Origin of the sequence: Enterococcus sp. DIV1368b (assembly GCF_050529595.1) — a bacterium.
GTDB classification, from domain to species: Bacteria; Bacillota; Bacilli; order Lactobacillales; family Enterococcaceae; genus Enterococcus_B; species Enterococcus_B mundtii.
Genome location: NZ_CP172883.1, coordinates 1,610,799 through 1,632,954 on the forward strand (window position 1 = coordinate 1,610,799; position 22,156 = coordinate 1,632,954).

Annotated in this window: 27 protein-coding genes and 1 riboswitch; of the genes, 4 read left to right on the forward strand and 23 right to left on the reverse strand. The window is 39.2% G+C overall.

The annotated features are described in order from the left end of the window. Positions 1-13: 13 nt before the first annotated feature. The 10 genes from pduL to IGJ19_RS07515 are packed head-to-tail and all read right to left on the reverse strand — an operon-like array spanning position 14 to position 7,647. A complete protein-coding gene (gene pduL, locus IGJ19_RS07470) occupies positions 14-640 on the reverse strand; it encodes a phosphate propanoyltransferase (protein WP_074799108.1) in 627 nt (208 codons plus the stop codon). Continuing rightward, positions 633-914 carry a BMC domain-containing protein gene (locus IGJ19_RS07475; RefSeq protein WP_074799110.1) on the reverse strand — a complete coding sequence of 94 codons (282 nt, stop codon included), beginning with the start codon at positions 912-914 and terminating at the stop codon, positions 633-635. The genes pduL and IGJ19_RS07475 overlap by 8 nt, the downstream gene beginning before the upstream one ends. Positions 915-927: 13 nt before the next feature. Next, positions 928-1,446, reverse strand: coding sequence for a BMC domain-containing protein (locus IGJ19_RS07480; RefSeq protein WP_115357685.1), 519 nt, complete (start codon positions 1,444-1,446; stop codon positions 928-930). After that, entirely contained in the window at positions 1,443-1,802 is a 360-nt protein-coding gene (locus IGJ19_RS07485; RefSeq protein ID WP_071867461.1) for a glycerol dehydratase reactivase beta/small subunit family protein, read from the reverse strand. The genes IGJ19_RS07480 and IGJ19_RS07485 overlap by 4 nt, the downstream gene beginning before the upstream one ends. Then, entirely contained in the window at positions 1,795-3,624 is a 1,830-nt protein-coding gene (locus tag IGJ19_RS07490; protein WP_430603542.1) for a diol dehydratase reactivase subunit alpha, read from the reverse strand. The genes IGJ19_RS07485 and IGJ19_RS07490 overlap by 8 nt, the downstream gene beginning before the upstream one ends. Before the next feature lie 29 nt (positions 3,625-3,653). Then, the gene (locus IGJ19_RS07495) at positions 3,654-4,160 is read right to left on the reverse strand and encodes a diol dehydratase small subunit (RefSeq protein ID WP_071867463.1); all 507 of its coding nucleotides are present in this window, start codon (positions 4,158-4,160) and stop codon (positions 3,654-3,656) included. Between the two features lie 13 nt (positions 4,161-4,173). Next, a complete protein-coding gene (locus tag IGJ19_RS07500) occupies positions 4,174-4,851 on the reverse strand; it encodes a propanediol/glycerol family dehydratase medium subunit (protein WP_195513261.1) in 678 nt (225 codons plus the stop codon). Positions 4,852-4,863: 12 nt separating this feature from the next. Then, positions 4,864-6,525: a propanediol/glycerol family dehydratase large subunit gene (locus tag IGJ19_RS07505; protein ID WP_071867465.1), complete on the reverse strand. Its 1,662-nt coding sequence runs from the start codon at positions 6,523-6,525 to the stop codon at positions 4,864-4,866. A gap of 20 nt (positions 6,526-6,545) precedes the next feature. Beyond that, entirely contained in the window at positions 6,546-7,355 is an 810-nt protein-coding gene (gene pduB, locus IGJ19_RS07510; protein ID WP_430603545.1) for a propanediol utilization microcompartment protein PduB, read from the reverse strand. Positions 7,356-7,365: 10 nt separating this feature from the next. Beyond that, a complete protein-coding gene (locus tag IGJ19_RS07515) occupies positions 7,366-7,647 on the reverse strand; it encodes a BMC domain-containing protein (protein WP_260697540.1) in 282 nt (93 codons plus the stop codon). 280 nt (positions 7,648-7,927) lie between these two features. Here IGJ19_RS07515 and IGJ19_RS07520 point away from each other — a divergent pair, with 280 nt between their 5' ends. Continuing rightward, positions 7,928-8,836 carry a PocR ligand-binding domain-containing protein gene (locus IGJ19_RS07520; RefSeq protein ID WP_430603547.1) on the forward strand — a complete coding sequence of 303 codons (909 nt, stop codon included), beginning with the start codon at positions 7,928-7,930 and terminating at the stop codon, positions 8,834-8,836. Between the two features lie 129 nt (positions 8,837-8,965). Then, positions 8,966-9,133, reverse strand: a riboswitch (cobalamin riboswitch). A 70-nt stretch (positions 9,134-9,203) separates the two neighbouring features. On the opposite strand, the gene IGJ19_RS07525 is transcribed toward IGJ19_RS07520, so the two are convergent. The 13 genes from IGJ19_RS07525 to lepA form a co-directional block, all read right to left on the reverse strand. Next, a complete protein-coding gene (locus IGJ19_RS07525; RefSeq protein ID WP_430603549.1) occupies positions 9,204-9,638 on the reverse strand; it encodes a EutP/PduV family microcompartment system protein in 435 nt (144 codons plus the stop codon). A gap of 43 nt (positions 9,639-9,681) precedes the next feature. Beyond that, entirely contained in the window at positions 9,682-10,035 is a 354-nt protein-coding gene (locus IGJ19_RS07530) for a BMC domain-containing protein (protein WP_071867470.1), read from the reverse strand. 264 nt (positions 10,036-10,299) lie between these two features. Next, positions 10,300-10,734, reverse strand: coding sequence for a type II toxin-antitoxin system HicB family antitoxin (locus IGJ19_RS07535; RefSeq protein WP_086334731.1), 435 nt, complete (start codon positions 10,732-10,734; stop codon positions 10,300-10,302). Positions 10,735-10,768: 34 nt separating this feature from the next. Continuing rightward, complete coding sequence (locus IGJ19_RS07540; protein WP_086334732.1) at positions 10,769-10,954, reverse strand: type II toxin-antitoxin system HicA family toxin; 186 nt, start codon at positions 10,952-10,954, stop codon at positions 10,769-10,771. 262 nt (positions 10,955-11,216) lie between these two features. Continuing rightward, the gene (locus IGJ19_RS07545) at positions 11,217-11,624 is read right to left on the reverse strand and encodes a NusG domain II-containing protein (protein ID WP_430603552.1); all 408 of its coding nucleotides are present in this window, start codon (positions 11,622-11,624) and stop codon (positions 11,217-11,219) included. 36 nt (positions 11,625-11,660) lie between these two features. Beyond that, the gene (locus IGJ19_RS07550) at positions 11,661-12,038 is read right to left on the reverse strand and encodes a hypothetical protein (RefSeq protein ID WP_430603554.1); all 378 of its coding nucleotides are present in this window, start codon (positions 12,036-12,038) and stop codon (positions 11,661-11,663) included. Between the two features lie 31 nt (positions 12,039-12,069). Then, positions 12,070-12,237 carry a 50S ribosomal protein L32 gene (gene rpmF / locus IGJ19_RS07555; protein WP_074799136.1) on the reverse strand — a complete coding sequence of 56 codons (168 nt, stop codon included), beginning with the start codon at positions 12,235-12,237 and terminating at the stop codon, positions 12,070-12,072. 17 nt (positions 12,238-12,254) lie between these two features. After that, the gene (gene rpsN, locus IGJ19_RS07560) at positions 12,255-12,524 is read right to left on the reverse strand and encodes a 30S ribosomal protein S14 (protein WP_074799138.1); all 270 of its coding nucleotides are present in this window, start codon (positions 12,522-12,524) and stop codon (positions 12,255-12,257) included. 251 nt (positions 12,525-12,775) lie between these two features. Beyond that, positions 12,776-13,135 (reverse strand): YxeA family protein, encoded by a 360-nt coding sequence (locus tag IGJ19_RS07565; protein WP_115357691.1) that lies wholly within the window; start codon positions 13,133-13,135, stop codon positions 12,776-12,778. Positions 13,136-13,381: 246 nt separating this feature from the next. Next, positions 13,382-14,770 (reverse strand): C39 family peptidase, encoded by a 1,389-nt coding sequence (locus IGJ19_RS07570; protein ID WP_430603558.1) that lies wholly within the window; start codon positions 14,768-14,770, stop codon positions 13,382-13,384. 226 nt (positions 14,771-14,996) lie between these two features. Then, positions 14,997-15,704 carry an ABC transporter ATP-binding protein gene (locus tag IGJ19_RS07575; protein WP_074799141.1) on the reverse strand — a complete coding sequence of 236 codons (708 nt, stop codon included), beginning with the start codon at positions 15,702-15,704 and terminating at the stop codon, positions 14,997-14,999. Between the two features lie 229 nt (positions 15,705-15,933). Then, positions 15,934-17,310, reverse strand: coding sequence for a hypothetical protein (locus IGJ19_RS07580; RefSeq protein ID WP_430603560.1), 1,377 nt, complete (start codon positions 17,308-17,310; stop codon positions 15,934-15,936). Positions 17,311-17,698: 388 nt separating this feature from the next. After that, positions 17,699-19,534 (reverse strand): translation elongation factor 4, encoded by a 1,836-nt coding sequence (gene lepA, locus IGJ19_RS07585; protein ID WP_065095933.1) that lies wholly within the window; start codon positions 19,532-19,534, stop codon positions 17,699-17,701. Positions 19,535-19,682: 148 nt separating this feature from the next. Here lepA and IGJ19_RS07590 point away from each other — a divergent pair, with 148 nt between their 5' ends. The 3 genes from IGJ19_RS07590 to IGJ19_RS07600 are packed head-to-tail and all read left to right on the forward strand — an operon-like array spanning position 19,683 to position 22,076. Further along, a complete protein-coding gene (locus IGJ19_RS07590) occupies positions 19,683-20,900 on the forward strand; it encodes a GNAT family N-acetyltransferase (RefSeq protein ID WP_430603562.1) in 1,218 nt (405 codons plus the stop codon). A gap of 20 nt (positions 20,901-20,920) precedes the next feature. Then, positions 20,921-21,415 carry a nucleoside 2-deoxyribosyltransferase gene (locus IGJ19_RS07595; protein ID WP_071867692.1) on the forward strand — a complete coding sequence of 165 codons (495 nt, stop codon included), beginning with the start codon at positions 20,921-20,923 and terminating at the stop codon, positions 21,413-21,415. Continuing rightward, positions 21,408-22,076: a hypothetical protein gene (locus IGJ19_RS07600; protein WP_430603564.1), complete on the forward strand. Its 669-nt coding sequence runs from the start codon at positions 21,408-21,410 to the stop codon at positions 22,074-22,076. The genes IGJ19_RS07595 and IGJ19_RS07600 overlap by 8 nt, the downstream gene beginning before the upstream one ends. The last annotated feature ends 80 nt before the right edge of the window (positions 22,077-22,156 follow it).

Sequence of the window (22,156 nt, forward strand, 5' to 3'; positions counted from 1 at the left end):
TTGCTCCTTCTGATCAACGAATGATCCTTGCTCTAGTTTCGGTAGTGACATTGGCCGCATTGGCTTCATCTGTATCGATGTGCATTTCCATGATAAATTTTTCGTGCGGGCGTAGCGCAACCTCATGATAGACAGTTCCTCGTTCGCCAGATAAAATTTCGACTGAAACGCTCTCATCCTTATGCAGATCCAAACGTTTCATATCTTCATGATTCAAATGGATGTGACGTTGTGCGATGATTGTAGCTGGGATCGTAATTGAAGCAGCTTCGGTCATCAAAGTGATTTCTACTGCTTCATCAAGATCACCAGAAAGTTTGATTGGTGGATTGATCCCTAATAGACGTGCATCTGTTTTTGATACTTCTACTTGTGAGCGATTGCGGAACGGACCCAGAATCCGCACTCTTTCGATCTTTCCTTTTGGACCGATCAACGTCACCGTTTGTTTTGCCGCAAATTCACCTGGTTGCTTTAAATCACGCAATTTTTCGATGGATTGTCCTGGGAAAAGTTGTTCAAAGTGAGCAGGTGTCAAATGGATATGACGATTAGAGATACCAATCGGAAAGGTTTGATCAAGATCTGCGATCACCTTCCGAACGATTTCTTTCAACTCAGCTTTTGAAAAATCAAGCATTGTTTTGACCTGCTAATAGTTTGTTCACATCATGATGAGGGCGAGGAATCACGTGTACAGAAACCACTTCACCTACACGCTCAGCTGCGGCAGAACCTGCATCTGTCGCTGCTTTGACCGCACCAACATCTCCACGAACCATGATCGTTACTAAACCAGAACCGATTTTCTCCGTTCCGATCAATTGTACGTTTGCGGCTTTCACCATTGCATCAGCTGCCTCGACAGCCCCTACTAAACCTTTTGTTTCGATCATTCCTAATGCGTCATTCATTTATGTGTTCCTCCTAGTTTTTCTTATTTTTTTTGGTTGCAGTTTTATTTCCTTTTTTTGAAGAATCTTTTGACTTTTTTTCTTTGCTTGCCACTTCATCAGTGCTAAGTGAAGTAGGTTCTTTCTTATCTTCCTTGATAACAGGTACATTTTCACTCTTCACTGGTGTGGTTTTGTCTAATGAGGATTCTTGCTTCGTTGCTGTTTCCTCGATATCAATGACACGTTGCTCTGCTTGTAGGGAATCATGTTGCGCTTCTTTTGAAGAAAAGACATCAAGGATATTGTCTCCTGGTCTTGGTATAACTAGAGAAGAGACGTAAGCATCCAGACCAATGGCAGCTGACTTCGCTGCATCGATCGCTGCTTTGACCGCCCCGACATCCCCTTGGATCATCACGGTCATCCAGCCAAAACCTTTTGTTTTTTCTATACTCAAAAGTTCAATATTTGCGGATTTCACCATGATATCAGAAAGGTTGATGGCACTGGCTAATCCTGTTGATTCGATCATTCCGATTGCTTGATTCATTGTTTCACCTCCAATAATTCCAAGGATTTTAATGGAATACCTTTGACGATTCGAGCAGCATTACTTCCTAGATTTCTCAAGATCGCAGAAGGGACAATTGAAACATGCTCCAACACTTGATAAGGTTTCTCTTTTTTCAAGCTTTTATGATGTATGCAAAGAGTGTCCCTGCTCCCACCAATACCTACTTGTAAAGGAGAAGCTAAAGCCGCTTCATACGCTGCTTGTGCTGCATCCTCAAACACTTTTGCTTCTAGCTTATACGGAATGCTTTCTTCTTCTATCCCATAGAGTAAGGAAGTCAAGATTTCTTCGTCTATTCCATCTACGTAGATGATGATCGACGGTCTATCCATGTTCATTCCTCCTCAAATGTGAAAGGATCAACCCAGTGGCAACCGCATTTCTAGGACCTTCACACGCACGGACATTTCCTTGTCCAGCAACTAACCCATAGTGAGATAACGCATCTGTCACGATTTGGGGAATCTCAAAATCAAGTGCTGATCCTCCAACGATCACAACAAAAGGAATATCACGGATGTTGCCAGTTGGACTTACTCGTTTCAATGCTCGAATCGTGTTTGTTACAAATACTCGTTTTTTCGCTGTCTGTCTAACTAATTTGATTTTTTCGATTGAAAGATCAAGTGGAATTGGAATGAGACCCTCTGGTTTGACAACGACAACTTTCACAAATAAATGAGGATCTAACGGTTCCTCAAAGAATTGCACACTACCGTCTTCATGTCGGATATAAAAGATGTTCTCTACTTTTGCCAAAGGATACTTTTTGATATCTTCTGCCAAGTAAATATCGTCGATCCCTAACTCCGACTTGATCAATAATGTCACCATATCTCCTGCACCAGCCAAATGTGTAGCAGAAATCGCTTGTTCCCCAATGATCGACGCATCAGTCGAACCAGCACCTAAGTCCAAAATAGCTAAAGGTGTGCTTGTACCAGGTGTCGTCAAGGCGCCCAAAATAGCCGCTTCTGCTTCTGCCCCGCCAATTTCAACAGGTGTTTTCAAATCTTCTTCAATGGATTGTGCGATTTTCGACATTTGCAAATGATCCGATTTGACCATCGAAGCAATACCTACTGCTTGCTCCATCGAGAACTCACCGGCAACACCACCTTTGACCTCTATCGGAACAAAAGTATCGACTGCCAGTAAGTCTTGGATGAAAATTTCTGCGAGGGGGCGTTCCGTTAAATTCGCCATCGTTAGTCGAACTTTTTCGAGCATCCCACCGACATTGGTTCCTGACTCACCAGTCACATTGTCGATTTCTGCAAACGAACTCACCGCAGTCATGATATCTTCTGCACCAGCAGAGATTTCAACGATCTTGCGACGATTGCCACCTGTAATCTCAATACTTCCTGCCGGGATCACTCGTGCTTGTACATCCCCTTGAGGTGTCTTGATCACAACGGCAGAACGATTACCAATCAACGCACGAGCCATAGGAACGATACTTTTCGTTGCTTCTGAATCCAGTTCAAAAACTGTCGCAATACCATATGGATTTGATAATTGAGCAACCCCTTGACCGGCAGGCGCTACTTCGACCGCAGCTAACATGCCTAGTGGAATTTTTTCAATATAAGCCACTTCGTCTATGATCGGGATCTTATGAGTCAAACGATTATTGACTAAAACCCCATCATCACTTTGAAGAATCGCACCTGTGACCCGAATATTCGTTTCAACGATTTGGTTGATCCATTTCGCCGCCTGATCAAATTCGATTTCTTTTTCAACGACGACGACATAGTCATCATCGCTGAATGTTTTTTGGACTAATTCTGATAATTTGATCGTTTTTCCTACGCCTAAGCCATGACCGCCAGGCGTTTTTGGGTTGTGACCGATCATCGTCGATTCGGTGATGATCGTTTCAGTGATCATCTCCATCGCCACGTCACCAATGACAGGCGTTGCCTCGTTGATGCGGATCAAATCGATATCGGAGATCGTAAGATCATTTTTAGCGCAAGCTTCATTGATTGCTTTATAGATCCCAAAGAGATTTTTCTTTGTTCCTTTGATCCCCGTTGTTTCAGTAATAGCCGATTGTAGAAAATGAACCTGATCATTCGTATCGATCTCTGCAAGTGCGATCTCCGTTGAGGAATTTCCAATATCAATACCTATAATACGTTTCATGCACATTCCTCCCGATAACTGGCGATCCTTTAATTATCCCCTTTAAGCTTCTTACGTGTTTCATAATGTTCACTTGCTTCACGGAAATAAGCAGCAGAGATTTTCGCATGGTATTTCGTTTCTAATTCGTCGGCAATATCTAACAATTCTTGTTTACTTGAGCGATACGGGCGTAACGCATTGTACATTGCTAAGACACGCTCATCAGGAACCGCCGTCAATTCTGCGGCACGATCGAAGTTAGAAGAAATCGTCTTGCGTCCTGCACTATGAGCAATTTCACCTTGCGCTTTTAAGATCGATGGTGTGATCTTCAAGTCTTCTGGCGTTAAAGAACCGTTCAATACATTAGCTAATGTGATATCTTCTAACGTTTTGCCTGTTTTTGTTTTCACCCAGTCTGGATGTTTGACAGCAATTGGGTAGTCAGCAGTCGTCGCTTGGGCGCCATTCGCAACTTCAGTTGTCCCAGTCGGTTTATTATTCATATCTTGTAAGATATTTCTTACCAAGCTTTCTAATGTCTGTTCGTTCATCTGTTTCACCTCGTTATAATGTTACAGCAATTTCTTCTGCTGGTTTCCCAATGACAACATGCTTTGTTTCTTTGATGTGAAGTAAAGCAGATTGTGCTTGGTATTTCGGACGTGCCATTTGGTCATTCATCATCGGCACTGGATTTGGTGATTCGCCTTTTGCATATTTCGCAGCGTTCTTACCGATTGCACGATACGTTTCCAGCGTGATCAGTGGCGCTTGCGGGAATAATTCAAGATTTGACAATGGTTGTAGATCTTTTTGGTGAATGATCGCCGTTCCTTTTGATTGGATCGACACGCAAATTCCTGAACCTGAAAGCTTATCTCCCTCAACTGCGACAAATGCCACATCAGATGAACGGAAAACTTTAATTACACGGGCTTTCAACCCTTCTTCTTCGATTCCTGCAATCACTTGTTTCAAGATATCTTTATGGCTCACACCAATGATATTCGTTGTTTGAGATGTTGCGAATGCAGGTCCAACTGCAATAACCACTTCGTCTTGTGCATTGCCAGGTTGTGCGACACCGATTGAACGGAACCAAGATTCAGAATTGTTGTCTGTCGCTACAGCCGTCGACGGTGTACTTTTGAACGCAACTGTTTGTTCACTTTTCGTTGTATCCATTTCAGTCAAGACTTCTTGAATGATCGATCTTAGTAAATTTTCGTTGATTTCTGCCATTTCATACTCCTCCTATATATCCTGCGGGTTGATTGCGTTAGGAATTGCTTTCACTTTTTCCCACTCTGAGCCATCTAAACGGTGTCCAGTTCCTGGTCCAGCATAGTCATTTTTATCATTGACAGCAGAAATGACATTCCAATCTTTATCAAAGATAGAAGAAGTTTGTAAAAAGTCTCCGGCAACGCGTTGTTTCAATAGATTCAATACACTGACAGCCACATCTTCAAAGCCTGTTTTAGATAATGCTTTGACTAGATCTAAACCAGTTGCTCCACTAGCCAACAACTCTTCTGCACCTTTGATATCTTGAACCATATCACGAGCAGGCATGTCATCAGAACCACGAGCATAAGTCGCCGCTTCTACTTCTTCGTCTGTGATCGTTGGCAACCCTAACTCTGCAAATAGTGCTTGCATCGCTTTCGCTGCTTTATTACGAACTTTGATCACTTCTGCTTCTTTGACTGGTCGTAAACCACCATCAACACGAAGGTCACGTTGTAAAATGTTGTAATCGTCGAAATCATCTGCATCAAAGTTTGAACCCGCAAACATATTGTCGTAATTCGGAGTTGCAGAGTAGCCAGAAGAGATATAGTCAGTCCCTGGTAAGAATTGCATCAATAAACGAGCTGTTCGACGGATATCTGAGTGAGAGAATGTTTGGTCATTTCCAGAGGCCACTTCAAGGTCAAGCAACATAGCGATCAAGTTTTCCGCTAAGACCGCACGAATCCCTGATGGCACCGCACCTGGAATACCGATACAACTGATCGAACCATTTTGTAACCCTTGAACCCCCGCTGCTTTTGTCAGATAAATACATCTAGTTTCCAAGTACAACATCGATTTGCCTTCTGCATAACCCATTTGTACTTCTGAACCAGTCCCTGAGGTGAAACGCATCTTCAAGCCGCGAGACGCATAACATGAAGCAAGGAATCCTTTCGACCAAGGCGTATCATCGCCATCGGTAAATACTTTCTCTGTTCCATAAACTGAGATCGTTTCAGCATAAGCTGTGAATCCTCTCATACCAAGGTCAAGTTCAGTTGCTTCTTCCAATGAACACTGTGTCAACACCCCTGGACGTCCAACTTGTGAACCAATCATAATCGAGATGGCATTAAATGGTGCATAACGTGCAACCGCAACTGTTGTTTCTTGCTCATCAAAGCCACGTAAAGCGCCTTCAGCGGCATCCGCAGCAATCTGCACTGGGTTGTCGCGTAAGTTTGTTACGTGAGATTGGGTGGTAGGACGACGGCGAGCACGCATTTTTTGCACAGCCATCATCATTTCAACCACGTTCATGTAGCCAACCACTTCATTGATTTTTGCCGGTGTAGCAGAAGTCGTCAATTGGATGATTTCTTCACGACAAATGTTCGGATCAACGATTTTATTCGCTAATTCTTTCGATGACATTTGCATGACTTCTTCCGCACGAGTGATGTCGATGCCATACTGTGCGATATAAGCATCGATCAAATCAAAGTCTTCTTTTGCTTTCCCATCTAATTCAACGACCTCACCCGCAACGATCTTGATGCTTGGTTTTGGATCATTAGGACTTTGCATGGCAATCAGACCTTCGTCTATCCACTCATCAACAAATCCATCCTGGTTCACTGGTCTTTTTGATAATTCTTCAAATCGTTTCGATTTCATCTATTTACTCACTCTCCAATTTAAATATATGATGGCTGATCATTTGTTGGCTCACTACCTAATGTCGCTAATAGTTTGATACCGATTTCGCGAGCAGAAATAACAGCCTGACGGACAGCCCCTGAATCACCACTAAATGTCATCGTGACTTCATTTGAGAAATTCTGTCCATTTTGTGGAGTCGCATAGCTGACCACTTCAATATTCGCCGCCTTCATGGCTGTATCTGCCATCACTACACCGATTGCAGCTGGTGCACCAACGATCAAACCAAATGATTTGCCGATTGGAGTTCCAAATACTTTGTTACACGCATAACTTGCTCTGGCAGTGTATTGACATTCAATGTGGCCTGCTTCATTCGCATACACATCTCCGAACGTGCGAGTATCCACTTCTTTTAACGTCACTTCTACCGCTCGTTTAACATCCGAAACATCATCCCCACCAAAAATGATAAGCGAACCATGTCCAGCGCCACCTTTAGTATCTCTTGGCATTTCGATCGAGATGACTTCTGTGTTTGTTGCTTTGACTGCTTCATCTGCCGCTAAAATATGCGGTCCAGCACCGGTACGAGCACCTACGATACCAATCGATCGATATTTTTTCTCTAATTTCATCGTATCCAATAAGGCTGAATCAACATTTGCGATCACTAAACCAATAGTATCCCCAAATGCTGATGCACCGACAAATTCTGTTAATCCACAATATTTTTCAATCATTTTGCTTGTTCCTCCCGATGTAGTTTCCTTTGTTTCATTCGATTCGATTTTATTCAAAACTTTTTTCAAGATTTCTTCTACTGCTGCATCGCTTTCAACCATTTAAATCACCTCAGTCAGTTAAATTTGGGAGTACTCTCTCAACCTCAGAGTGAGGGCGTGGAATCACATAATTTGAAACAACTTCTCCCACAGAACTAGCTGCTGTCACGCCAGCGTCAACTGCGGCTTTTACTGCACCTACATCTCCTCTGACCATTACAGTGACTAAACCTGAACCGATTTTTTCAGTACCGATCAGCGTTACATTTGCCGCCTTCACCATCGCATCTGCTGCTTCGATCGATCCAATCAAACCGCGAGTTTCAATCATGCCTAAAGCTTCTTGACTCATTGTCATACCTCCTAATTTTAGTAGCGCTTACAAAAACTATCATAATAAAAAAAGATGGGAAATAATTGCCCCATCTTTTTTGTACCTATTGAGATAATAATAATAATTTGCTGTGAATAAAAAAAGAAAACACGACAAATAGGCTTAAATTTAAATAATTCAAGCCAAATAATCTATCAAATTCTTGTCATTTGATAGTCAAAATTGTGGTATTTGTGATGTTTTATACAATAACCATTGTTTTTCTGTTAAAATAAGTGCCATGAAAGGGGGCTGTTGCATGATTCAAGGTCATCCAAAAGGAATTCATTCAGATAGACTAACAAAGATATTGGAAGAATTTGCATTAGCAGTCGATTATGGCGCTGTTTTAGTTGATATTCACGGCAAAGAAACGTCAAATCTATTTAATTTTTCTCCTTTTTGCCAAAATATGCGAGCAAATCCACAATTCAAACATCTCTGTCAAAAGTGTGATGCTTACGGTGGTTTAGAAGCATCAAAGACTGGAAAACCACACATTTATCAATGCCATGCTGGATTGACGGATATTTCATTGCCTTTGATCCATGATCGACAACTGCACGGTTTTGCACTTTTTGGGCAAGTAAAAGTTTCAGATATTGAAGATCATCAAATCGACCGCATTCATCCATCCATCACGAATTGGAAAGAGCATGCGGAGTTGAGGCATGCACGTAATAAGGTACGCGTAGTGAACAGAAAACAGGTCACGGCTGCCGCCTCACTTTTCGAAACGATTGCTCAACATTATGAGAAAGAAGAAAACTATCCTAGAGATCGAATCAAATTCAATATCAAAACAGCTGAACATAAACCGATTAAGTCTAAAAACAAACGAATCGACTCCGACCATGGAGAAATCAATAAAGCAATCGAATATATCAATAAAAATCTCTCTCGTAATATTACCTTAGATGAAGTGGCAAATCATGTCTATTTGAGTCATTATTATTTCAGTAGACTCTTCAAAAAAGAATTAGGCATCAGTTTTGTCAACTACCTTAATAAACAGAGAATCGAACAAGCAAAAGAATTATTACGCCAAACCAATTTAAGCGTTCAAAAAATTGCTTATCGCATCGGTTATACCCAACCGAGCTATTTCTGTAAGTTATTCAAAAAAGAGACCGGAACAACTCCTGCTTCCTTTCGAAGAACGAGCTGATCCACTGAAAGACAGTTGTCCGACTGTCTTTTTGTTTAATAAAAAAATGAAGTGTCTTCGAAAAAACACTTCACTAAACAAACCGTTCATTAGGAATCGGTTCGGCTCGCAAAGTAATTTTCCCAATAAAATCACTTTCACATCATGTAAGGTATCCTGACTTTGCTTCATCCTACTACCTCGCCTTCCCGTAAGTGGCTAAATTGAGGGGTCGTCTGCATATACAGTAAAAAGGGTCTGTCAAGGATTCGCACCTTGTTCCCTTCACATCATGTGCTCATATTTTATTATTTTCAATTATACATTAATTCACAATCGCGGTCAATAGATAACGGAAACGATTTATTTTAAAAAATGTTTTTGGCTTTTATCCATTCGTAGACAAGTGTTTCTCTAACTCATCTAAACCAAAACTTGTTATCGTAGAAACTTCAAATATCTTAGAAGCACCGGCTAACTCCAATAATTCACGGGCTTTTGCTAGCGTCTGCTGATCTGCTAAATCGACTTTGGAAATCACACCAATCACTTCTTTGTTGAATCTCGATGAAAAATAAGGTGGAAAATAGTTTTGTGCACTTGTAATATCTTGAACGAATGCCACTACCTCCGCCTCGATTGAAGCACTGACCAACGCATTATAATAAAACTGATTTTCCATGAACTCACCCGGTGTATCAATTGACTCATCCAGATAATACACTTGTTGAGTCTTGTGATAAGAAATGTCTTTCTTTTGTAGCCACTGTGACAATGTAGTCTTACCGCTACCTGTTTGTCCGATAAAAATCACTCGACGCATCTCTTCACCTATCGTCTCTCATAAATAAATAACTACCAACCATTTAGGTTTTTGTAATATTAGGCGTATCAAACCCCAAAACCGTACTCATTGTTTGGATGACTTGTTGCAAAGCATATTCAACTGAAGATACCTCACCAGTAAAAACGACTGATCCACTAAAGCGATCCATGAAACCAATCGCCACATCTCCAGATTTTTTTGCGATATCTGCACCAATAATCGACGCCTCACTCGGTGTGATCGTCAAAATACCGATAGCATTACTTGCTTCACTTAATCCAAGTTTTGTAAAAACTTCACGATCTGCATTTGGGATAATATGCGCAAGTGTGACCTGTTTTCCAGGGACGTACTCTTGGATCGTTCGTTCGATTTGTCTTTCATTTGCTACCATTTGCCACCTCCTACAATCTGATAATAACTATATTCTAGCATAGATGAATAAAAGGATTTTGCTTTGAATCCAGTGGAGTAACAAATATTTGCGGCTTGGTATAATTTATTATGCGATCAAAAAACTGCTATTCTCAACTTTATCAGAGCTGACAATAGTAGTTTTCTTTTACTTAATAGATGTGATAATCAGACTTTTCTTCTTGTTCAATGGTTATCACTAGTCGATGAGGCAAACAGATACTAGTCTGTCCAGGTTCTTTTCTTATCTATTATTTTTCCCTGAATGAAGAATATCATCCGCTTTATCTGCAATGGATTCTGTTAAAAGGACTGAAAAATTTATCCCCGCACGTTTGCCTAATGTATCGGCCCATCGTGGAATCGTTAAAGTCTTTTTGACAAGTTCTGTATCCTTTAAATATTTAGCAACATCTACACGAATCAATGTCGTAAAGGAATCTTTTTCAGCAAAGACTTCTTTGATCGGCGTCGGCTCTGGTATTTGCTCTTCGTGCTCAATATAGTCCGCTAGAACCATACCTAATACCTCTTGTGCCATAGCAATTCCATAAGAGATATCATCTTCATTGATTCCTGTATAAGCACCCTGAATATCAGGAAATTCAATGAAGTAACCGCCACCTTCTTCAGGTTTAAAAATAGCAGGATATGTTTTTGCTAAAGGTTCGCTTAACATTTCAGTCAATCCCTTCTTGTAATCAAATGCGAGATTATTTCGATCCCGCATCCTTCAAAATTTTTTGCTCAAGTCCTCGGCCTAGATCTTGATTGGCATGAACAGGGACAGTAATTCTAACGCCATCTTTATAAAGGTGATGATGAGAGCCTTCCTGCCTTCGCTCAATCCAGCCATTCTTCTTCAATAACCGAAGCATTTCTTTTCCTGTAAGCGGCATTCTGCACGATACCTCCTTACAAAAACAACTATAGCACGTGCCAGCACGTATGTAAAGGTGAGGCTATATTTTTAACGAGCGATTTTTCTTGGTTGATAAATTCTAAATTTTGAAATCATTTAAATAGCTCATGCCATCTTCTTTAATTTTTAAATACATATTTTTTAATGTATGATCATATCCGATTGTACCCTGTTACTCTGGAGAAAAAAAACTACCACCATCAACTTTCTACAAGCTGACAATAGCAGTTTTCTTTTACTTAATAGATGTGATAATCAGACTTTCCTTCTTGTTCAATGGTTATCACTAGTCGATGAGGCAAACAGATACTAGTCTGTCCAGGTTCCGAGATCCAACCTGTTCTTACAGCGATTTGATCGGGGCTATTATCTTCTTTGACTCTGATCTTACCTTCTTGGATTTCGACAATATTGTATTGGGTATCAGATGGATGGTAAGTCACCATCTTGCTACTGATTTCATCTAAATCAAAACGTTCGACTTCTTTTCCGTCGATTTTGACTATCGCATACTTCACGCTATTTTCAGTTTCTGCATTATCAAATGACAAAGCAAAAACAATTGTCGGAGCGAAAGAAGCAACTACCAGAACAAAAATAATGATGATATCCCAAGGTTTTATACCTGATTTACGAAAGTTGTGCATATAGATTGTCCTTTTGGCTTTTCTTATTCTATCCTTTTACCGATCTTCTAAATAGATGTTGATTTGTTGTTTGTCATCATAATCCAGTTGATCCGTTTCAAGCATTTCCATTAATTCTATTTTCAAGTCTACAGGAATCTCCCAGAAGCCGTCAATAGATTTGAACAAATCGGCATCATACTTTTGAAAAATAGGATAAATGTCCAAAAATTCTTCAAAGGATAAGTTTTGTTTTTCGTAATAGTCTTTGACAAAGCCTTGCTCTATCGCATGTTCTGTAGGAAGACCAGTTTCTGTAATCAGTTTCTTATCGACCATCGCACGATAGAATTCTCCTTTGTCTACAGGTTCGTTTTCCGTTTCCGAATAATATTTGATTCCTTGTTCGACCAATGGCGGATAAATAATTTCCATTTCTTGCAGCCTCCTTGCATCGTCCAATCGATTATTCTGTCACTTTCCGTCCTTTATAATAACCTTTTAAGGAGACGTGATGACTTCGACGATAATCACCAGTCACCTCGTCAAAAGAAATCTCTGGTTTCGTCAAACGTTGGTGTGTTCGTCGCAAACGTTTTTTAGCTTTCGATGTTTTTCTTGCTGGTACTGCCATGACTTTTTCCTCCTATTTTACCAACTTGCTTTTTTAACTCCTGGGATCATTCCTTGATGCGCCAGTTCTCTAAATGTGATTCGAGACATACCAAATTTTCTCATGTAGCCACGAGGACGTCCGTCTGTCTGATCTCTCAGTTTCAAACGATTAGGATTAGACTCTTTTGGTAGCTTAGCTAGTCCTTCATAATCTTTTGCTGCTTTTAACTCTTGACGTTGTTCACTATATTTATTGATCAAAGCTACTTGCTTATTCATTTTTGCAATTTTTGATTTTTTTGCCACTAATAATCTGCTCCTTTATTCCACTTTATATTTATTAAATCGTAATAATTACGTTTTGGGTAGAACTACAATACCACTTCTTTATTTGTTTGTCAAAAAAGAAATACGAATAAAGTCAATTTATTAACGACTTCAGACTGAGCTCATCTTTCGAGTACATTGAAAAAGCTCCAATGATATTTATCCTTAACATCACTGTGAGCTTTTTCTACTATTAATAAATGGACACTAAGAATTCAACATCCTAGCCATTACGAATTGATTTTTTCCAACGCCTTCGTAGGCACTTCGTTTTCTGGTACTTCACTCCATCCTTTTCCTTGCATTCCTTTTGCATAGATTTTTAAGTATTTACCTTGTTTTAACTCGTGATCCACTAATTTTTTTACTGTTTGTTGATTGCCATCTTCATCGTATCCTTCAAACGTGTAGAGATAATCCTTCCCTTTTTTATCCCCACTACTTGTTTTGACATAGTATTCCTTCACTTCTTTATCAGATAAAAAATTTTCCGTTAATGCTTGAAAGCCTTCTGTCTTTGATTCAATAAAAAATGCACCAATTCCTAAAATAAGCACAATTGCTAATAATCCTTTTACTAGTTTTCCCATTATCATTCCCACTTCCCTATTCTTTTTCACTTCCTGTCTAAATCATACTAAATAGGCATGTGGGTTGGAATCTATTCTACTAGTGATTTGCTTACATTAACGTAACAAATTTTTTTTGCAATTGCTTTTGATCTAGCTAGAATTATGCAATAAAAAAACCGTAAAACCCAAGAAGATAATTCATTCTCGGATTTTACAGGCTATTGAAAAGTATTACTACAACAATTGGTTTTATTATGCTTTAGTCTATCTTACAACTACCGCGTATTTACGTGCATTATAAATATTCTCAAATGTTGTCCGATTCATCCAATAAGAACCACTGATCGGATCTGATACATGGACTTGATTACTTCCTTTATTATATCCATCAAGAGTGACCGCATGATTATTATTCGCTGCGACACCAAAATTCCAATTCCCCCAACGGATTGGTTGGAAATTGATCGTCACCCAAGCAACAACCGGATGGCCATTTTTGACTTCGTTTAGCAACGTATTCATCGAGCTACCTGAAATATTTTGGGCATTTCCGTACTTCTTGCCCCACGTCGTCAAAGGTGCAGGATAAATTGCAGAATAAGTCCATGAATTTTCGACGAATGGGCTGCCAACAAAACCGCTGTTTGGATTACCATTCGGTGATTTAGGGATCGTATTCAAGAATTGAGTCAAACTCCAATTGGTGATCTTCCCTTTATATTGAAGTGCTTGCAATAAAGAAGCCCCTTCACATCCACTTGGCGCACCTAACGCATATTGGTTGTAATTTTTCACACCCAATAGTTTATAGTCCTCTTGATTTTGTTGACCACTACCAACTGCGTACCAACCAACACCTTCATAGACCCAGCCTTGTTTCGTGATTACTTTTTTCTCATTTTCATCTAACGTGTAATGGTGCCAGTTCACTCGTTTACTATATAAACGACTGACAGGAATGGCATTCGCTCCTTTATAGGAATACCAACCGATTCCTTCATACTTCCAGCCTTGTTTCGTGATACTATCTCTTTCTTTTGCGTTCAACGTATAAAAATGTTCCCCATTATAGCGATTGTACAAACGATAGACAGGATCACCACTTGTCGGTGCCTGCCAACCAACACCTTCGTAATTCCAACCAATCCTTCTTAAATTATCTCGTTCACCAGTATCTCTCGTGTAAAAATGCTCACCACTATGTGGATTGAATAAACGATACATTGGAATCGTTTGCACAGCCGCTCGGAATAATCTTGGGGAGCCTTCGACCAATTCCTCTTTTGGCGCTTGTGTGATATCCGCTTCGTTTTTACCAGCTTTTTCTGGCGCTTCCAAAGCGACTTCTACTCCATCGACGATTGCAGTTTGTGGTTGCTCTGGTTGAACTTCTGTTTCTTCACTCGCTTGTACTGATGGTGTTTGTTGTGACTCTTGCGTTGGTACCTCTGTTTCTGTCGTTTCTGTCTGCTGACTGACTTCATTTGTTTCTGTATTTTTTATCTGTGGAGCTGCTGACGTTTGAGTCGATTCAGTCGAGGTAGCCATTGTAGACGAATCCTCTGCAAAAACTTGACTCACACCAAACGAACTCGCTAAAATCGCAAGTATCGTGAACCCACAAATCCCCTTAGTAATAAATCCCCTTTTCATCTTTTTCCTCCTCATAAATGAATAAAAAATAGCAATAAATTTAACATAAAATATTCTCTGAAAATATTATAACGACAGTAATATATACTATTGTTTAAATTATACATGAATCTATTTTTTTGTCCGAATGATTTGTTTAATTTATTTGAGAACCAAAGAAAGCATACGCTAATTTCATTGAGTAAAACTAGATGGAGCTAAGGTAGAAATGAATGAATCTTATCTTTTAGAATATGAGGTTTTCCAATGCTGGCGAACATATATTATTATGAATGCGCCCATCCTTTAAAACAATTGCTCTGGAAGATTGACTGGCAAGCTCTAGGTCATGAGTCACCATAACGATTGTCTTTCCTTTGCTTACTAATTCTTTCAGTACTTCCATAATAAGGACACGTGAGTGAGTATCTAATGCGCTAGTAGGTTCATCTAAAAATAATATTTCTGGATCTGCTAATATTGTGCGACCAATTGCCACTTTTTGTTGTTCACCACCCGAAAGAGCATCAATGGGTTGGTGTAAATCCGCTTTTAATTCCAATCGTTCTGCCAGAGAATAAACATTTTCCCTTTTTATTTTGTGACCATTCAATGTTCCTGGGAGTACCATATTATCGTAGGCTGACAATGAAGGTATGAGTTGGAAATCTTGAAAAATAAAGCCGATTTTTTTACGGCGAAACTTTGCTAATTTCGCTGCACTCCATCCATATGGTGATTCGCCATCGATCATCACCTCTCCCTCTGTAGGAGGTAATAAGCTAGAGATACAATGAAGCAACGTTGTTTTCCCTGAACCAGAAGGTCCTACGATTGATACAAACTCTTGTTGTTTTACATCAAAAGAAATATCAGTAAGCACTTGTAAAAGATTTCCTTTCGCAAGCTCTATTTCTTTTTTTAATTCAGTTATTGAAATCACTATCTCTCTCATCGGTCTTAACCTCCAAAAATTTAATAATACTAATAGTACTATCCTTACCACAAAATCATTCTAGTTTATAAATCGAATTCTCATATAGAACTGTAGGGCGCAAACTACTCACTGATAGTAGAAGGATCTCCCCTTTCAGCTATTCCCCTACTTCTTTCAATCTGAATTTATTACTCTCTTATGATTGGTTCAACTAAAACAGATGGATTCTTTTAGTATACTAATAAATCTACTCCACATACTTCTTTGATGTATGACGCTCAAACCAATAAATGGAAATAAAACACAAACCGAAGACAACAAAATTTCCTAACGATAATAGAATATTAATCGACCAATTCGCCTTAAAAATATTGCCCCCACCCAGATAGGTCACTCTTAATAATGGAATCGCAAACATTATTATTCCAATGAAAGTAACTATTATTGAGATGAGTGAAACTATACTGATTTCAATGATTCTCATTTTAAAAATCCAATTTGGTGTACATCCAGTATAAAAGTATTCTTTAGATTCAACTTTTGTTTTAATTCTAAAAAGAAAAATTGACACAAATACATTGGCCAAGCTGATGAGTATTGGAGCACCAAATACAAAAATAAGGTTGATGACCAAATCTGAAATATAAGAGTTATCATTTGTACCATCAATCAGTAGTTTAGTGTTGAGAAACAAAGCTATAAAATTCCCAACTAGCAAAGTAATGATGCTGACAGGACGAATTAATTTTATTAATTCTTCTATATTGTATTGCATATTGTAAAATGCAGTGCGGACCATTGGATTCTTTGTCATTTTGGGTAATCCAACAATTATATGTACGATCCCTCGAAATATGGGACGAATCAAAAAATTCATAGTCATAAGTATAGAAAGCCACAGAAGGAGCAATAAATTCATTGAGTTACTCATACTTTGAGTATATTCTTTTATTAAAGTTGGATCAGGAATATTTTTGAAATATAAATATACTGTCGCACCTACGCTTATGAGTAACGCAATTATTCCCAAAAATCTACCACTGTTCTTCGTTTTATTAGATGCTCTATGAGAGGAAAGGCTTCCCTTTCTTTTCTTATAGTTTTTAAGACAATAGCGCATACATGTATATAGAATAATTGCTAGTTGAATCATTATCACAGCAAAAATGATATTCCATGAGAACTGAAGAGGGATATGTACAAGAGATTCTTTAGCAGCACTCGAAGGTAATGTGGATAAAAAAAGCTGTGAAGATTTTAAGGAGAAGCAGCCTCCAAAAAAGGCTCCAATCATACCGATTAATGACATTTGACCAGTCATTACCAAACTAATTTGAGCTGGAGAAGCCCCTAAAAGAAGCAATATGTCATTTGTTTCATCAAAAAAATCTATACACTGTTTCATTGCATTGGTAGTCAATAAAAACAACACTACTATCCCTATAACGATTGGTAACTGCATAAAAACACCATAATCAACCGAACTGTTAAGATCAGCCCTACTTAACGCATTTAATATCACGAAAGCAGTGCTAAATATTAAACCAGAAACAATAAAAATAGGTAGTATTGATAGCCAAATATTCCAATGCTGTAAAAATTGCTTAATAATTAACTTAAACATTTACCAGCAGCCTCCTTATTTAGTATTTCTAAATTTAAGGTAGCATAAGAAAATTGTAGAAACAATTAGACTTTAGCCTTATTATGTCTAAAGATTAAGTAATCAATCTAAAAAATACGCATCAAGAACCTACTATGTTTTAGCTATTCTATATAGAATGCTTGGATAGCTAACAATTATCTTAAGATATTAAAGCGAAACCTTTAAAGTGATAGAAGTCATTGCATTTTCAAATGAAGGATCTTGTTTCAACATGGAAAAACATTGTTTTCCAGAAAAAAAGACAGAAAGAAATTCTCCACTTCTTTCTGTCATAATTATTCTAATATTCCTCTTCACCAACATCATTTGACAAAGAGCTAAGTTTTTTTTGCAATAGCCTATTAGGCTATTTCTTCGGCTCATCCTCATCCATTTTCAGAACAGCCATGAAGGCTTCTTGAGGGACTTCGACGTTACCAATTTGTTTCATTCGTTTCTTACCTTCTTTTTGTTTTTCAAGAAGTTTACGTTTACGGGAAACGTCACCACCGTAACATTTAGCCAGCACATTTTTACGTAAGGCTTTGATGTCTGAACGGGCAACGATTTTTTGACCGATCGCTGCTTGGATCGGAACCTCGAATTGTTGACGAGGGATCAGTTTTTTCAGTTTTTCAACGATGGCTTTTCCGCGTTCATAGGCAAAATCACGGTGAACGATGAAGCTTAATGCGTCGACTTTTTCAGCATTCAGCAAGATATCCATTTTCACTAGCTTGCTCTTTTGATAACCTGACATTTCGTAGTCAAGTGAAGCGTAGCCTTTCGTGCTTGATTTTAGTTTGTCAAAGAAATCAAAGACGATCTCTGACAAAGGCAAGTTATAAACGACATTGACACGATAATCATCTAAATAATCCATTGTAATAAAATCGCCACGTTTACGTTGCGAAAGTTCCATGACTGCACCAACGTACTCATTAGGTACCATGATCTGTGCTTTCACAAAAGGTTCTTCGACATCTTGGATCGTGACTGGTTCAGGAAAATCAGCAGGATTATCAACAACGACCATCGAACCGTCTGTCTTGTTGACATGATAGATTACAGAAGGCGCTGTCGTGATCAATTCAAGATTGAACTCACGCTCTAAACGTTCTTGGACGACATCCATGTGAAGCAATCCTAAGAAGCCACAACGGAAACCAAAGCCGAGTGCTTGTGATGTTTCTGGTTCAAACTGCAAAGCAGCATCATTTAGTTGAAGTTTTTCCAATGCTTCACGTAGATCATTGTAACGTGATGTGTCGATCGGGTATAAACCACAATAGACCATTGGGTTCATTTTACGATAACCTGGTAATGCTTCTGTAGCTGGATTATCCGCAAGTGTCACTGTATCCCCGACACTTGTATCTTGGACTGTTTTGATGCTTGCAGTGATATAACCGACATCACCGACCATCAAAAAGTCACGCGCAATGGTTTTTGGTGAGAATACACCAACTTCGGTCACATCAAAGGTCTTGCCATTACTCATCAATTTGATTTTATCTCCTGCTTTGACAACACCATCTGTGATACGCACATTTAAAATAACTCCGCGGTAGCTGTCATAGATCGAATCAAAAATCAATGCTTTCAAAGGAGCTTCGATATCGCCAGAAGGTGCTGGGACATATTCCACTACTTGTTCTAGTATTTCTTCGATACCGATCCCAGACTTCGCACTTGCTAACACCGCTTCACTGGCATCGATGCCGATCACTTCTTCGATTTCATTACGCACACGCTCTGGATCTGCGGCTGGTAGATCGATCTTATTGATGACTGGTAAAATCTCTAGGTCATTATCTAATGCCAAATAAACATTGGCTAATGTCTGTGCTTCAATCCCTTGAGCGGCATCCACGACTAAGACTGCTCCTTCACAGGCAGCTAAACTTCGGGATACTTCATAGGTAAAATCGACGTGCCCTGGGGTATCGATCAAATGGAAGATATATGTCTCTCCATTTTTAGCTGTATAGTTCAATTCTACGGCATTTAGTTTGATCGTGATCCCACGTTCACGTTCTAGATCCATGGAGTCTAATAACTGATCTTGCATTTCGCGAGACGTCACAGTGTTCGTCTTTTCCAAAATCCGATCGGCCAAAGTTGATTTCCCATGGTCGATATGAGCAATGATCGAAAAATTTCGAATTTGCTCTTGGCGTTGTTTCATTTTCTTTATATCCATAGCGTCTCCTCTTTTCATATAATCAGCACTTTTCATTATACCAACGAAAAGGAGGAATTTAAAGACTTTTTCCTTCTAAGGACTTTAGAAGTTTTTTTTAGAAACTTTTGTTATACTGTGAACAAGTAACTAAATTGGAGTTGAAAAAATGGACCAAACAGATTTTAGAGAAAATTTTGAGTTGAAGCCTGTCACGGAGGAACATGTTGACCAGTTCAATGAGTTACTTTCCTATGTTTTTCAAGTCACTGACTCTGATATTGAAGAAAGTGGATTCGAAAACAAACGGGAATTTGTACGTTCCAAGCGACCGATTCTAGAATTATCCAATGTATTCGGCTGGTTTCATAAAGAAAAATTGATATCTCAAATCGCGATCTATCCTTGCGAGGTCAATATCCACGGTACACGGTACCAAATGGGTGGTGTGACTGGCGTTGGAACCTATCCCGAATATGCCAACCATGGATTGATGCAAGACTTGATCATCGTCGCATTAGACAACATGCGCAAAAACAAACAGTGGATCTCATATCTTTATCCTTACAATATCCCTTATTACAGGCGTAAAGGTTGGGAAATCATGTCAGATAAGTTATCCTTTAAAATACGTGATACGCAACTACCTAAACAAGTACCTGTTTCTGGTATCGTGGAACGACTGCCTGTCGATCACGAAGATGTTTTCCGTGTCTATCAACAGTTTGCGGGAAAGAATCATGGTGCACTGTTTCGTAGTGCCTTTCACTGGGAAGAATACTGGCGTTTCGAAAATGAAGAAGAACGGACTGCGGCGATTTATTACAATAGCGACAATGAACCAACAGGTGTACTTTTTTATTGGGTCGCTGAAGAAGTCTTCCATGTCAAAGAGATGTTTTATTTGAACCAAGAGGCGCGTAATGGGTTGTGGAACTTCATCTCTGCACATTTCTCAATGGTTTACTGGGTACATGGCGATATCTACAAAAATGAACCCCTCGCTTTCTTATTAGAAGATAGTCAAATCAAAGAACAGATCGAACCTTATTTTATGGCAAGAATCGTTGACGTTAAAGAATTTATCCAGCGCTTCCCTTTTTCTGGTACAGCAGAGGATTTCCATTTCATCGTGGAAGATTCCGTGGCACCTTGGAACAATGGCGTATTTGGCTTGACGTGGCGAGATGATCGTTTGTCGATTGTTAACGAACCCCTTGGAAAAATGGTTCGCTTAGATATCCAAACCTTGACATGCCTAATGATGAATTATCGTCGTGCTTCTTACCTTGCTCGAATCGAGCGCATAACCACGGATGAGGACATGATCAAGACATTAGAGCGGATCATCCCAAACATGGAAGCTTATTTTAGTGACTATTTCTAATACAAAGGATGTTGAAACGAATGAATATTTATTTTGCAGCACCACTATTTGCAAAAGGAGATTTGCTTTATAACGAATCTCTTGTAAAAAAAATCAGAGAGATTTCTTCTGATTTATCGATCTATCTTCCACAAGAAAACGAAGCAATCAATGATAAGACTGCCTATGCAGACAGCAAAATGATCGCCTTGGCTGATACAGAAAAAGTACTAGAAAGTGACTTGATGATCGCTCTTTTAGACGGATTGACCATCGATGCCGGAGTTGCTTCTGAAATCGGTGTCGCCTATGCAAAAGGCATTCCGATCATTGGTTTATATACAGATAGCCGCCAACAAGGAGCGACTCATCCAAAAAAAGTCGCTGCCTTGCAACAGGCCGGTGAAAATCAGTTTCATTATTTAAATCTTTATACGGTCGGCTTGATCAAGTTGAACGGAACGATCGTGTCGTCTGAAGAAGCATTGTTCGAAGCATTGAAATCATATTTAGCTGGGGGAAATATTAGTGAGTAAGACAGTAAAAAAAGTTCAGATTGCCTTAACGATTTTCGGTCTATTTGTTGTGGGTTATAACATTTTCGAATTTGTAACAAACAAATATTCGACCACACAAGGAATCACCTTTATCGTCGAATCTTTGGCAGGTATCTTATTGATTTATTTGCCACAGATCATTCGCCGATTGTTCAAGATCCATGTTCCTGATGCGATTGTTTTATTTTATTGGTTTTTCTTGTTCATCTCTGTCTTTTTAGGAACAGGTATGCACTTGATCAGTATTATTTCATTTTGGGATAAAATCTTACACGCCGTTAGCCCGATGGTTCTGACTGCCTTAGGTTACGGTTTGATTGGCTTCTTGCTGAAAGACGCGCCAATCGAGAAAACAAGTCCTTGGCTATTTCTTTTATTTGGATTTGCTTTTGCCGGATTATGCGGTGTTTTCTGGGAGTTCTGGGAATTTCTATGCGATCAATTCTTAGGGATGAACCTGCAACGATTTGCTGCTTCTGATGGTACACTCTTCGTCGGACGCGAAGCATTGATGGATACAATGGGAGATTTACTAACAAATACAGTCGGCGCCTTTATCATGGGTGTTTATGCGTGGGTCCAAGTGAAAAAAGACCCAGCACATTTTGAGAGTTACCGACTACAAAAATTAGATCACTGATCAATCGTAGCAAGTATGATAGATAAATAAAAAAATTGGCAAGGGATTTTGTTTGATCCTTTGTCAATTTTTTTCAATTC

Excerpts from the sequence above, each read along its gene's own strand:
- pduL (WP_074799108.1), bottom strand. The coding sequence starts at position 640 with ATGCTTGATTTTTCAAAAGCTGAGTTGAAAGAAATCGTTCGGAAGGTG.
- IGJ19_RS07590 (WP_430603562.1), top strand. The coding sequence starts at position 19,683 with ATGGACCAAACAGATTTTAGAGAAAATTTTGAGTTGAAGCCTGTCACG.
- pduB (WP_430603545.1), bottom strand. The coding sequence starts at position 7,355 with ATGGTTGAAAGCGATGCAGCAGTAGAAGAAATCTTGAAAAAAGTTTTG.
- IGJ19_RS07535 (WP_086334731.1), bottom strand. The coding sequence starts at position 10,734 with ATGTTAAGCGAACCTTTAGCAAAAACATATCCTGCTATTTTTAAACCT.
- IGJ19_RS07505 (WP_071867465.1), bottom strand. The coding sequence starts at position 6,525 with ATGAAATCGAAACGATTTGAAGAATTATCAAAAAGACCAGTGAACCAG.
- IGJ19_RS07575 (WP_074799141.1), bottom strand. The coding sequence starts at position 15,704 with ATGAGAGAGATAGTGATTTCAATAACTGAATTAAAAAAAGAAATAGAG.
- IGJ19_RS07525 (WP_430603549.1), bottom strand. The coding sequence starts at position 9,638 with ATGCGTCGAGTGATTTTTATCGGACAAACAGGTAGCGGTAAGACTACA.
- IGJ19_RS07565 (WP_115357691.1), bottom strand. The coding sequence starts at position 13,135 with ATGGGAAAACTAGTAAAAGGATTATTAGCAATTGTGCTTATTTTAGGA.
- IGJ19_RS07540 (WP_086334732.1), bottom strand. The coding sequence starts at position 10,954 with ATGCCGCTTACAGGAAAAGAAATGCTTCGGTTATTGAAGAAGAATGGC.
- IGJ19_RS07490 (WP_430603542.1), bottom strand. The coding sequence starts at position 3,624 with ATGAAACGTATTATAGGTATTGATATTGGAAATTCCTCAACGGAGATC.
- IGJ19_RS07530 (WP_071867470.1), bottom strand. The coding sequence starts at position 10,035 with ATGGTAGCAAATGAAAGACAAATCGAACGAACGATCCAAGAGTACGTC.
- IGJ19_RS07485 (WP_071867461.1), bottom strand. The coding sequence starts at position 1,802 with ATGGATAGACCGTCGATCATCATCTACGTAGATGGAATAGACGAAGAA.
- IGJ19_RS07520 (WP_430603547.1), top strand. The coding sequence starts at position 7,928 with ATGATTCAAGGTCATCCAAAAGGAATTCATTCAGATAGACTAACAAAG.
- IGJ19_RS07580 (WP_430603560.1), bottom strand. The coding sequence starts at position 17,310 with ATGTTTAAGTTAATTATTAAGCAATTTTTACAGCATTGGAATATTTGG.
- IGJ19_RS07570 (WP_430603558.1), bottom strand. The coding sequence starts at position 14,770 with ATGAAAAGGGGATTTATTACTAAGGGGATTTGTGGGTTCACGATACTT.
- IGJ19_RS07500 (WP_195513261.1), bottom strand. The coding sequence starts at position 4,851 with ATGGCAGAAATCAACGAAAATTTACTAAGATCGATCATTCAAGAAGTC.
- IGJ19_RS07545 (WP_430603552.1), bottom strand. The coding sequence starts at position 11,624 with ATGCACAACTTTCGTAAATCAGGTATAAAACCTTGGGATATCATCATT.
- IGJ19_RS07595 (WP_071867692.1), top strand. The coding sequence starts at position 20,921 with ATGAATATTTATTTTGCAGCACCACTATTTGCAAAAGGAGATTTGCTT.
- IGJ19_RS07515 (WP_260697540.1), bottom strand. The coding sequence starts at position 7,647 with ATGAGTCAAGAAGCTTTAGGCATGATTGAAACTCGCGGTTTGATTGGA.
- rpmF (WP_074799136.1), bottom strand. The coding sequence starts at position 12,237 with ATGGCAGTACCAGCAAGAAAAACATCGAAAGCTAAAAAACGTTTGCGA.
- IGJ19_RS07480 (WP_115357685.1), bottom strand. The coding sequence starts at position 1,446 with ATGAATCAAGCAATCGGAATGATCGAATCAACAGGATTAGCCAGTGCC.
- IGJ19_RS07550 (WP_430603554.1), bottom strand. The coding sequence starts at position 12,038 with ATGGAAATTATTTATCCGCCATTGGTCGAACAAGGAATCAAATATTAT.
- lepA (WP_065095933.1), bottom strand. The coding sequence starts at position 19,534 with ATGGATATAAAGAAAATGAAACAACGCCAAGAGCAAATTCGAAATTTT.
- IGJ19_RS07475 (WP_074799110.1), bottom strand. The coding sequence starts at position 914 with ATGAATGACGCATTAGGAATGATCGAAACAAAAGGTTTAGTAGGGGCT.
- IGJ19_RS07495 (WP_071867463.1), bottom strand. The coding sequence starts at position 4,160 with ATGAACGAACAGACATTAGAAAGCTTGGTAAGAAATATCTTACAAGAT.